The 11593-nt window shown below is 54.9% G+C and carries 10 protein-coding genes and 1 pseudogene; 8 read left to right on the plus strand and 3 right to left on the minus strand.

The genetic code is table 11. The annotated features are described in order from the left end of the window. Nucleotides 1-55: 55 nt before the first annotated feature. Nucleotides 56-795, minus strand: a pseudogene (locus tag H8K11_15450) (IS3 family transposase). Between the two features lie 434 nt (nt 796-1229). Here H8K11_15450 and H8K11_15455 point away from each other — a divergent pair. The 7 genes from H8K11_15455 (at nt 1230) to H8K11_15485 (ending at nt 9059) form a co-directional block, all read left to right on the plus strand. Then, on the plus strand, nt 1230-2552 hold the full coding sequence (locus H8K11_15455) for an amino acid permease (protein MCS6265148.1): 1323 nt from the start codon (nt 1230-1232) through the stop codon (nt 2550-2552). A gap of 1 nt (nt 2553) precedes the next feature. Then, nucleotides 2554-4188 (plus strand): DUF4062 domain-containing protein, encoded by a 1635-nt coding sequence (locus H8K11_15460; GenBank protein ID MCS6265149.1) that lies wholly within the window; start codon nt 2554-2556, stop codon nt 4186-4188. Further along, complete coding sequence (locus H8K11_15465; protein ID MCS6265150.1) at nt 4136-5266, plus strand: argininosuccinate synthase; 1131 nt, start codon at nt 4136-4138, stop codon at nt 5264-5266. The genes H8K11_15460 and H8K11_15465 overlap by 53 nt, the downstream gene beginning before the upstream one ends. A gap of 660 nt (nt 5267-5926) precedes the next feature. Further along, complete coding sequence (locus H8K11_15470) at nt 5927-6292, plus strand: hypothetical protein (protein MCS6265151.1); 366 nt, start codon at nt 5927-5929, stop codon at nt 6290-6292. 103 nt (nt 6293-6395) lie between these two features. After that, the gene (ada, locus tag H8K11_15475; GenBank protein MCS6265152.1) at nt 6396-7490 is read left to right on the plus strand and encodes a bifunctional DNA-binding transcriptional regulator/O6-methylguanine-DNA methyltransferase Ada; all 1095 of its coding nucleotides are present in this window, start codon (nt 6396-6398) and stop codon (nt 7488-7490) included. A 314-nt stretch (nt 7491-7804) separates the two neighbouring features. Beyond that, complete coding sequence (locus H8K11_15480; protein MCS6265153.1) at nt 7805-8245, plus strand: response regulator; 441 nt, start codon at nt 7805-7807, stop codon at nt 8243-8245. 145 nt (nt 8246-8390) lie between these two features. Next, entirely contained in the window at nt 8391-9059 is a 669-nt protein-coding gene (locus H8K11_15485; protein MCS6265154.1) for a hypothetical protein, read from the plus strand. A 74-nt stretch (nt 9060-9133) separates the two neighbouring features. On the opposite strand, the gene H8K11_15490 is transcribed toward H8K11_15485, so the two are convergent. Then, entirely contained in the window at nt 9134-9472 is a 339-nt protein-coding gene (locus H8K11_15490) for a hypothetical protein (GenBank protein ID MCS6265155.1), read from the minus strand. A gap of 10 nt (nt 9473-9482) precedes the next feature. Then, nucleotides 9483-10217 carry an MOSC domain-containing protein gene (locus H8K11_15495; GenBank protein MCS6265156.1) on the minus strand — a complete coding sequence of 245 codons (735 nt, stop codon included), beginning with the start codon at nt 10215-10217 and terminating at the stop codon, nt 9483-9485. A gap of 132 nt (nt 10218-10349) precedes the next feature. Here H8K11_15495 and cynR point away from each other — a divergent pair, with 132 nt between their 5' ends. Continuing rightward, nucleotides 10350-11246, plus strand: a complete 897-nt coding sequence (cynR, locus tag H8K11_15500; GenBank protein ID MCS6265157.1) for a transcriptional regulator CynR — start codon at nt 10350-10352, stop codon at nt 11244-11246. Nucleotides 11247-11593 lie beyond the last annotated feature (347 nt).

The raw sequence follows: 11593 nt of genomic DNA on the forward strand, positions 1-11593 counted from the left end.
CTCGTGGGGGATTGGACTCTAAATCGCGGCGCTACTCAAGACGGGGGTGACGTCGCCGCCACGCCAACACCCGGCGACTGGCCCAGTCGAGCACGGCGAACAGATACACGAAGCCCCGCGCCATCGGAATGTAGGTGATATCCGCCGCCCAGACGTGATTGGAACGACGGATCGTCAGATCGCGGAGGAGATACGGATAGATCGTGTGGGCCGGATGTCGGCGGCTGAAATGCGGCTTGCGATACAGGGCCTCCAGACCCATGTGTCGCATCAAGGTCGCCACATGTCGCCTTCCAATGGCCTGGCCCGCTTGCCGCAAGAGATCGCGCAGCATGCGGGCGCCGGCAAACGGATACTGCAGATGCAGCTCGTCAATGCGGCGCATCAAGGCCAATTCCGCTGCCAACACCGGTGTTGGTTGGTAGTACGCGGTGGACCGGGCCAGCTTCAGCAGCTGACATTGTCGAACGACTGACAGGGCGTGAGTTCGGTCGATCATCGCTTTGCGCTCAGCAAGCCCGCCTTGGTGAGAGCGCCTTCTAAAAAATCATTCTCCAGCGCCAGTTGGCCGATCTTCGCGTGAAGCGTTTTGAGATCCGGCGTGTCCGCCGTCGGTGTAGTCCCGCCAAACGCTTCCGCCGCGCGCGCCAGCAATTGTTGCTTCCAGTCGGTGATCTGGGTGGGATGGACGCGAAATTGCTCGGCTAGTTCAGTGAGCGTCTTGTCGCCTTTGAGCGCAGCCAAGGCCACTTGCGCCTTAAACGTCGCCCCGTGATTTCGTCTCGTTCGTTTCATTGCCTCGCTCCTCTCGTCTACCACCGCTCGGTGGTGTGGGTGAAGCCAGGCTACCACTTAGCACACTGTCCGAATTTCCGGGGCCCTCTCTCCACAAGAACAGCGCACTTTCACGTAATCGAAAATGGTTGCATAATCACTGACGCCGACCAACGGCCGTGCATGCGTATCTAAAAGGATATAGCCGTATCCTTTTCGGTACACCGCTGAAAGGAACCCCATCAAAACCGAAGCTTTTTCCTGCAAGAGAATGGGGCGAAAAAGTGGCTGCATTTTTGCACCTATAAAAATAGGTGAACCCCAACTAAGTATGGCCCCGGTCCTTGAATACTAACCTTAGCGCGGCTTTGGGAGGTCAGAAATTGAAACATAGGGGCACTGCCGCGAGCGACCCTCATGCCGTCCTAGATCGATACGACCTCACAGTTCTAGCCTTGGGTTCAATAATCGGAGCCGGAATCTTTATTGTCATTGGAGACACCGCGGCAACTGCAGAGGGCCATCCTGGGGTTGGTCCAGGCGTTAGCATAGCTATATTACTTGCTGCAATGATTGCATTTCCCATTGCTCTTTGTTACGCGGAGCTATCGACTATATATCCACACGCAGGAACTGCCTACACGTACACTAAGCATGCCATGGGAGATTTCCCTGCCTTCATGACAGGGTGGAGTCTCTACGCGCCATTCGGCATGATAGCTTTAGCTGTTGGCTGGGCCGACTATGTGAACAACCTGTTCTCCAGCTACGATATTCAGTTAAAAGAGCTCTTTCATGCCTCACTATCAGGCTCAAATTGGTTAGCTATCGCGATTGCTGTGCTGATGATAGCCCTGGCAAGCCGTGAACTGCGCTGGAGTCGACGTCTTGCAACTGTTTTATTGAGTGTCAATGTCGCCATTGCCTTCGGTTTCATTTCATTGGCGTTTCAACACGTGAACCCATCCAATTGGTGGCCTGTATTGCCATCAGAATATTCACCATTCCAACACGTCAACCTTGTACTTGCGGCCACCGCAACTCTATTTTATGCCTTTACCGGCTTTGAAACAGCAGCGGCAATGGCTCAAGATTCGATTGCGCCACAAAAAGATATTCCATACGCAATCAAAAATGCTCTTATCATCGCGACACTGATGTATTTGCTAGTGGGCTTGGGCTTGACAGGCATGTTGCGTTCCGACGAGATCGAATTGGGTGCGTCCCTTTCGAAAGCAGTTACTCTAATCGGGCAGCCATGGGCCGCGCAGTGTATTGGAATTGGCATAGTGTCAGCTTTCTCATGCGTATTGCTGACTACGCTATTGAGGCAAAGTCGTTTGGGATATGCCATGGCTAACGAATGCTCTGATAATTCGCCCAATGAGAAACCTGCCGTGTCTTTGGCTGTCACAACCTACGTGACAGGGATTGTTTTATTAGCATTTCTTATACTCGGGTTTTCCACCCGTGAGGCCGTAGAAATATATTGTCTCTCAGTGTTGTTTGGGTACTGCATCGTATGCCTTGATCTCATCGCTCTGAGAATCCAGAAGCCTACATTGCATCGCCCTTTCCTTGTGCCATTTGGAAAGCTTGTTGGAACAACAGGGATTTCAGCCTGCCTTATCTTAATGATCCAGCTGCCCTTAAAGGCATGGGTTTGGTTTTTGGCGTGGATGGCTGCCGGATTCTTGACATTCTGCATAAGAGTTCGAGTGCAGGCGATGCAAACATTGGAAAGTGGTTCCCCAATGGAACACTCACAAAGGAGTTAAAATGGTAAGGGTGTTCGTTAGTGGAACATATCGTGACCTGGTTGAATACAGAGAGGCCATACTTAAGCATCTAGATAGAATGAGTGACTATCACAAGATCTCTATGGAAATTATGGGCACTAGTGATAGAAACGCGGTCGATAAATCAATCTCTGACTTAAAGAACTGCCAAGTCTATCTCGGAATCATTGGACACCGGTATGGGACAATACTTCCGGACTATGATGGGAAATCAATTACGGAGCTCGAGTATGAAACAGCCTATAACCTTCACAGGATGGACCCTCAAAAAATACGTATTTTGATTTATCTGGCCGACGAGAAAATTCTCCTGCCGGTCAAGTTGCGGGAGGATGATAGCAAATTCCAAAAAGTATCAGACTTTAGGTTGTTGCTTCAGACTCGGCATACTCCCCAGCTGTTTGACTCAGTATTGGACCTAGTCTCAAAAGTTTCAACGGACCTTCCCAAAGTATTCACGGACGCAAGTTTACGCCCGTCAATGGAATATACCGTATTCGGGGTATCAGAATTGGGCAGAGTATATGAGGAGATTGATTCAACCACACAAGAACGTATCAATAAGGTTGAGAACTTTTTGCTTTTTACTGCTGAAACATTTGGCTCGCTTTTTAATCTCGTCCAAAATTATGCCTCTCACCCTTTCTTTAAGGCCGTCAGAGAAAAACTGTCGTCTGTCATCCCAGGTTTGTCGTTGAATCCAGAGCATGGAGTTTTAAAACGAGCAAATGTCAGACACGTGATACTTCGGACTGAGACTCTACTTCCCATCCTCTTGGAACTCACCCCACAACTTCTTCAGAAGGTAGGCGTCAATGCGGGCTCCACTGCAGCAGGGGACCTCATCAATCAGACGTTGAGACCCAAGAAGTATGTTCCAGCATCTCCACAGGTATTTATTGCGCTGTGGGACTTTTGGGATAGGACGGGTGGCTGGGGAGAAATGTGTCTTGTCGAAGACGTGCCATCATCATGGAAGATCAAAATTACAAATAGCTTTTTGACCCTTGAGAATGATTTAGAAAAGACTCACAAACTATGTCATTTCTGGTGCGGGTATATTGAAGGATTCCTTTCCCAGTCATTGCCACTTTTGGCCGACTTGATCGCTGAGTTAGAACCATCGCAGGCAAATAAAGTTGCCCTGCCAGCATATTGGGAAGTAAGTGAGGTTAAACATCTTAATGAGAGTACATCCACCGAAGATTTTTTCACTGTCTCCTTTAAGAAAAGAAGATTCTCAGTTTCTCTTGAGGAGGTTATAGCGGCCAAAAGTATGATGGACCACAGCTTCTTTGACTTGGCAGTAGGGCATTGTGTGGGGGCCCTGCTTCACTCCAAACAAGATTTTGGTGATGATGGTAGATGGATACAGAAGATTTCAGCTATGGACGTGGACATTAGAATACGCAACATCTTGCTAAGAGAGCAAACTGCTGATTCTGTTGCTGCCAGCCAAGCCATTAGAGGAATTCTTCGCCCACTTACGTTGGATAAAGTAAGTATTTTATTCCATCAAACCAATTACATTATCCAGCAACTTGTTCAGGGAGATGAAAGGTGTGAAGATAAAAAGCCTGGAGGAGTTGCAGCGAACGCTCTTGCCGCATTCTAAAGTGCTACTACTTTACAGTGGTGGCCTGGATGGCAGTTTCCTTTTGTGGTGGCTTTCTAAGCAATCTATAGGGAAGCTATTCGCTCTAACAATTGACCTTGGCGGTGATCTAGACCTTTCCGTTGTTAGAGAGATTTGCTCAAATTTCGGTGCAGAATCGCTCGTGATCGACAAACGTGAGGAGTTTGTCGCTGAATATGTGGCGCCATCTATACCAGCTCAGGGTTACTATCTGGGGGGTCATCCGATCTGTGCATCCTTAAGCAGGCCATTAATGGCAAAAGTTGCAGTGGAAGTTGCGTGCCGCGAAAAAATTGATGTGCTGTTGCATTCGTCAAATGTAACGCAAAATAGCCTTCGCCGATTCAATGGTGCATTAGAAAGTTTGCAGTTTGCAGGTGTTTTTGGCTCTCCTTTCGAGGAGAGTACTATAACGAGGGAAGAAAAGAGGAAATGCTTATTATGCAGCGGAGGATGGAAAGGGACAGATGCTCGCTTCAGTTCCGATACAAATCTATGGGGAAGGGAATTTGAGAATGGAAGTCTAGATGATCCGGAGAACATAGATATTCCTGAAGAAATATTCTCCTGGACGCGGCAACCTAGGGCTAAGAGCAGTCGAAAGATAAGTCTTAAGTTTGAGCGAGGCCTCCCCTCCAGCTTAGATTCTGTGCCTATGGGTCTCTCTAAGATAATATCTCGATTGCAATTTGAGGTCGGAGCTTTTGGGATCGGACGTTATGTTGGATTGGAAGAGATCCAAAATGGTAGCAAGGTACAAGAGGTTCGTGAAATGCCCGCTGCTACGTTGCTTTATGACGCCTATCGCAGGTTAGAATCGGCTTCGGTACGATCAGAATGTGTTCGAGAGAAATTATGCTTGGAGCAGCTTTGGGTCAGAGAAGCTATTGAAGGAAGATGGTTTGGGTTGCTCCGAGAGTCGGCTCAAGAATTCATCAACCATGTTGCGGCCCGGGTGAATGGGACAATAGAATATGAGCTAGATTCGCAAGGGTTTAAGGTGCAATCACTTCGTAGTGAGATTCCGAGATACTTGCGTTCCAGGGGCGAGAGCTGAGACAGAAGGATGTAAGGATTTGATTGATTCCGCGAGCCAAGCTCAGCGTTCTCAACAGCATAAGCATGGGAAGCATAATGATGGAAACTGTCTCAGCGAAGGGGTTCACCCCATATGCGTGTGCTAAATTTGTGCTAAAAAGTTTTGAAAAGGACTCCATTCAGTAGAAATCGTGGAATCGATGGAAGCGACCTAACATCTTGATTCGTCGATAAAACCGGGGAAACCTTCGCGAGATCAAGCCGCTATAGAAATACTACTTAACGAACTTTTAAGGCGAGGGTCCTGGGTTCGAATCCCAGCCGACTCACCATACAAATTCGGCATTCCTGTAATCCCCGCTAGTGCTCCTGAATTCATTAGCCCGCTGCTTTTTCTCCGGCGTGAGTTCCGCTGATTCGGCAGTCCATCTTTGCGTTCGCCGTTTCACCTGGGGTGCTCGCTGTCTGTCGCACATTCAGTCATCCACTTGGCCGCGTGCGTTTTAGGGTTGAGGATGCTCCGGCAGACGTGCAAGATGTCGATTCACGTTCTTATAGTTTGCTCTGCCCGGTCACTCTCAGTACCGATCCTCAGAGACATCACAACCATGGTGCTCCCAACGTGGGTATCACATTGCGTGGCCAGTGGCGGCCGCGCACACGAAAGGAATGACACGTGATGACGAGACGACTTTCGAAGCAATGGCAGGTCCGGGGCTGGACTTGTGCAGTGCTGTTGGCGGCGACGTTCACCACCGGCTGCATGCATCATCCAGGCGGCATCGCGCCTTCGACCAAGCCGCTGGCTCCTGGCGGATATGCCGAACTGGGCAAGGTGCGCGGGCAGGATTGTGTCTATCACCTGCTGGGCCTCATTCCGGTGACGGGTGGCAATGAGATGAGAAATGCGGTCGAGGATGCGCTTCGCACGAAACCCTTGGCGGATGCGCTGGTCGAAGTCACGGTCGACGGCTATTTCCAGTATTTCATTTTGTTCTCGCGAGCCTGCACGCAGGTGTACGGCACGGCCGTCGAAACAAAATAGGCGGAGCCGGGCTCTTCTCGAATTCGACAGCAGGATTCGGAGTGTTGCGCGGGTTCTTGCCTGTTACCCTGTAGGGACTCATGCCAAGGTGAACGGAGTGCCTATGACCTCCTCGGCCTCGACTTCGCGACGGATCAACCGGACCATCAGGCAGGACTCGCGTTGGGCGGCCATCCTGACCCGCGATCCTGCCGCGGACGGCACCTTCTACTATTCCGTCAAGACGACCGGGGTGTATTGCCGTCCTTCCTGTGCGGCGCGTCAGCCTCTGCGGGAGAATGTCCGGTTTCACGCGACCCGCGCGGATGCCGAACAGGCCGGGTTCCGTCCGTGCAAGCGTTGCCGGCCTGATCAGCCCTCGTCGCTTGATCGGCAAGCGGGATTGGTGGTCGCCATCTGCCGGTATATTGAGCAGGCCGGGCACCTGCCGTCTCTCGACGAGTTGGCGCAACGCGCGAGGATGAGTCCGTCCCATTTTCGTCGGGTCTTTACCTCCGTCACGGGCCTGACACCGCGGGGATATGCCGCTGCACACCGCGCAACACGGGTACGGTTTGAATTAGCGCATGATCGTCCGGTGACGGAGGCGCTCTATGAGGCCGGGTTCAATTCTTCCGGGCGCTTCTACGAAACGTCGAATGCCCTTCTGGGTATGACCCCGTCACGCTACCGGGCCGGGGGTGCACAGACCGAGATCCGGTTTGCGGTGGGACAGTGTTCATTGGGGGCGATTCTGGTGGCTCAAAGTGAGCGCGGGGTCTGCGCCATTCTCCTGGGCGAGGATCCGGATGCGTTGACGCGGGATCTTCAGGACCGGTTCCCCCGGGCGAACCTCATCGGTGGGGATGCCGCATTTGAGGGCCTGGTCTCAACCGTGGTCGGCTTCGTGGAAGCTCCGGGGCGAGGGTTGAACCTTCCGCTCGATATCCGGGGCACGGCGTTCCAGCAGCTAGTGTGGCAGGCCTTGCAGCGGATTCCCGCGGGCTCGACGGCGACGTATGCCGAGATCGCGACTCGCATCGGTTCGCCCAAGTCCATGCGAGCGGTCGGGCGGGCTTGCGGGGCGAATCCATTGGCGGTCGCCATTCCCTGTCATCGAGTCGTGCGCAACGATGGTGGCCTCTCGGGCTATCGCTGGGGTGTGGAGCGCAAACGGATGTTGCTTGAACGTGAGTCGAGTGTGGCCCGTGAAGCGTAAAACGTGAAAGGTGAAACGTGAAACGTACCTCTGCGGACGAGAGAGCAGCGACGTTTCACGAACGACGGATCGTGCGAACAGCCTCTTTGTGCCCGCAATGTCATCTCCACAGAATGATGGTGCTTTTGCACCGCCGGTGGTGGGCTTCCACCACCCGCGTTCATCGATCCCCGGATGCCTGGTCATCCATCCATGGTGAACCAGGCGATTTGGCGTGACCTTATGAGGCCTGCGCTGCAGGCGTTCTCCTTGCATTCCTTTCACGATTGAATGGTGTAGAGGAAACCCGCTGCGAAGGGCGAGGGGAGGTCACCATGGGAATGGCATGGCCGTTCGGATTGGTTGCAGACGAGAAGGTCTGTCTGGGGCGGGTACTGGTGGTGGACGATGAGGATTCCATTCGCAGCCTGCTCCGCATGACGCTGGCACAGGCGGGATACGACGTCGAGGAGGCGGAGGACGGTGGGAGGGCGGTCGAGGTCTTGAACAGTGGCGACAATCCGTTGATGGTCGATGTCATCATTTGCGATATCCGGATGCCGCGTATCAACGGGGTCGAGGCCATTACCTATTTCCGCGCTCAATACCCCTCCCTCCCGGTCATCGTGTTGACGGGGTACCACGATGAGCAGCTGGCCAGTTCGCTGCGCAAACAGGGTGTGGTGGAGTGTTTGGAGAAACCGGCGGATCGGGAGCAGATTCTCACGTCTGTGGCGCAGGCGATTGCCGGGCGACGGATCAGTTTTTATCCGTGAGCAGCGGTCGGGCGAAGGGGGGAACGGCTCCGTCGCGTGTCGCCGGGTCTGTCCGGTTCACGTCCTTCCTGTTTGATTTTCCACCGGCAGCTTCTTAGAATCCTCCGAGTTCACACACATCGCTTGATCAGGAGGACCAGCATCCATGTGTCACTTCATCGTCCGATCGATTCCCCGCGTCCCGCTCCGCTACCTCGTGGCTCCAAGCCTGGTCGGCCTGCTGCTCATCGGTCTGGCCCCGTCTCCCCTCAACGCCGCCCGCGGGGGCGGCAAGACCGAGGTGTTGCCGGTGCAAAAAGCCGCGCCGGCGGCGGTGATCATTGAGGGGCTCGGCAATGAAGCGGAGTTGCGACGTCAGATGCGCGCCAAGAACGGGGTGGCTGAACTCGGGGCTTCGACCGCCCAAGTGATGTTTTCGCAAGCGCCGACGGGCACGTTTGGATTCATCGTGCCGAAGCTCTTAGGCCTGGCCTTAGTGACGCAGAGCCCGGATCTCGCCGTCGCTCGCGTGGCGCCCGCGGAAAATGCCTACGAGATTCACAAGCTTGCCGATGGGAGTGGAATGTTGGTGGGATTCATGGGCTCGGAATTGATGACCCAGGTGGCGCCGAGCCAACGCCCGAAGAATGTCCGTATCGCGCTCTATTCCAATCCGTCGGAAAAGGCGCCGCATATCGTGGCTGTGCCGATGGTCAAGCTGGTGGCGGACCGGATGCCGATCCGGCTCGATGTGAAGAACCCGAATGGTCCGGTCTTGATGGATATGGACCTGCAGGGCAGTTCGACGCGCGCATCGACCCAGGGTGGGCAGTAGGCAGGGAGGCTATTGGCGGGGAGGCGATATCGTGGCCGCCTCCCCGATCGCTTTTCTCGCGACGCACCCCGGTCCTACTCTCCCACCTTCACGGTAATGCTATCCGTCGCGGTTCCGGCGTCCTTATGATCGTGGTCGGCGATCTTGACCGTGATCGTATGTTCCCCCTTGGCCACGCTGGTAAAGGTACCTTTAAAGCCCTTCTGGTACGTGCCGTCGAGGTAGACGTGCGCGTGATTGCCCGCCGGCGCGTTCAGAATTTCATATTTGATGTCGAAGGTGTCTGAGACCGTCTCGCCATTGCGCGGGGAGAGAATATTGATGGTGGTCGTATTTTCAGCGGCACACCAGGAACTCAGGGCGAGGGTGGCGCCGATGGTCAGTGTACAGGCGGAGAGAAACACACGCGTCATGGAAACCTCCTCAGAATGATGATGACGAAGAATGGGTAGCGCCGAATCGTCGATGCTGCGGGTCAGGCCCCGCCTGGCTGTGGCACCGTTGCCGCAAGGTGTGCTGCCAGCTTGCGGAGAGCAATGGGCAGAGGCTCAAGCGTTCGGCTGCGGCCAGGTTGTTCCGTTCATGGTGCATGATCCGATTGGCGGTCGCGATGGTCCATTCAGGGCAGGGGCGTTCCATGAGCTGCAGCCGCCCACCCGGTTCGACCATGCCCTCCTGGATCACTCGGACATACCAGCCTGTGAAGCCGGTGCGTTCCATTTGTACCGCCAGATCTGTGATCTGCCAGCGACGGGCGAGTTTCCAGCAGGGCTGTCTGGGTTGCGAAATCTGCACGACGGCCGCGCCGACGGAGAAGACATCGCCGATGCAGACATCGGCTTCCGTGAGCCCCTCCAGCGTGAAGTTTTCGCCGAATGCACCGCCGGTAAGTCGATGAGAGGTCAGGATGCCGCGCCAATACATCCAGTGTTCCGACGGATAGGTACAGACCGCCTTATCGACGCCTCCATGATGGACGAGATCCGCCTGTCCATCTCCTGCCAGATTGTGCGATCCGAGCCAGATCGGGTCCGGGATAGAGCGCTTGAACATCCCGGTCGTCCAAGGCTTTGAGTCCGGATCGTCCGCACAGTCGCTGTGCTCACTGGACGGGAGCCCCACCTGGATCGATCGTATGAGCCCGGTCGTCCTCTGCACGTGTTCGTCCCTTCGTTCTCTAAATGGATCTGCCGCACCGCTCGCCTGATTCAACCTAGTGCCTGGCCGGAGGAGCCGTCAAAGCGTTTGTTCTGATTAGTATCATCACTTCCATTTATGATAAAACGCGGCATGGAATTTCGCCATCTCCGGTATTTTCTCGCCGTGGCCGATGCACTGCATTTCACCAAGGCCGCCGAAGGGTTGCCGGTTTCTCAGCCGGCGTTGTCGGCGCAAATCAAGCAGTTGGAGCAGGAAGTAGGGGTGCCGCTGTTCGATCGCGTGGGGCGATCGGTTCAATTGACGCGAGCCGGGTCGATTTTCCGCGAGCATGCCCGGCGGGCCTTGCGGGAGATGGAACTGGCGCAAGTGGCGATTGCCGAGGAAGAGGGGCTGCAGCGGGGGACCCTCACGGTCGGCGTCGTCCAAACCGTGAATGCCTATTTAATTCCCGAGATCGTCGGCCGCTTCTCGACCCTGCATCCGCTGGTGTCGCTCAAGCTCGACGAACTGTCCGGTCCGGACATCGAGGCCGGCGTCAAGAGCGGGTCGCTGGAAGTCGGCATCGGGTTCGTGCCGGTGGTGTCGGATCGCATCGAGAGCCAGCCGCTGTTTGAAGAAGACTTTGTGCTGATCGCCTCCCCCAGGCACCGGTTTGCCCGGCGTCGGTACCTGTCCCTGTCGGCCCTGACGAAGGAGTCGTTGATTCTTCTGCCGAATATGTTCTGTACGCGCCGCTTGTTGGATGCGAGCTTTGAGCAGGCAGGCGTTCAGCCGAAGATTATCGTGGAAATGAATTCCATCGAGGGGATTCTGGCGACCGTGCGCAGGAGCAACCTCGCCACGGTCTTGCCCCGCTTATCTCTCGGCCTGGCGCGTAACCAGACGCTTCGGGCCATTGCGCTGAAGAATCCCACCCCTCGTCGAGGTATCGGACTCTTATGGAAAAAGGGCGGCTACAGGAGCGGAGCGGCCAAGGCGCTGACCGATCAGGTGCGAGCCGTTGTGGCTGAACATTGGCGTTCGTGAGTGCGTTCGCCGGACCCTCTGACTCGCTGCTTTGTCATCGTCGGCGGGGCGTCGGCTTCAGGCTGCCTGAAATCAGCCTCCCGGTACGGACCGCTTATCACCGGTTCATGTGCGTGGACGTGTCGCCTCCGGGTCTTGCCGGCAGGGGCGTCGAGGCGCAATATCTGTGGTCCCGCGGTCAGATAGGGTATGATAGCAGGGGGAGATTGGGCGGGGTGAAACGTCTCACATGAGAAGAGCTCATGTCCGTACGCGACGATGGAACGATGATGTGGCTGTTCGCGAGCGGAGGCGGTGACAAGTGACGCAGCAGGGGCAGGTGACCAAGGGACGGAAGGAATAGCGGC

It is taken from the genome of Nitrospira sp. (genome assembly GCA_024998565.1).
Lineage (GTDB): Bacteria > Nitrospirota > Nitrospiria > Nitrospirales > Nitrospiraceae > Nitrospira_A.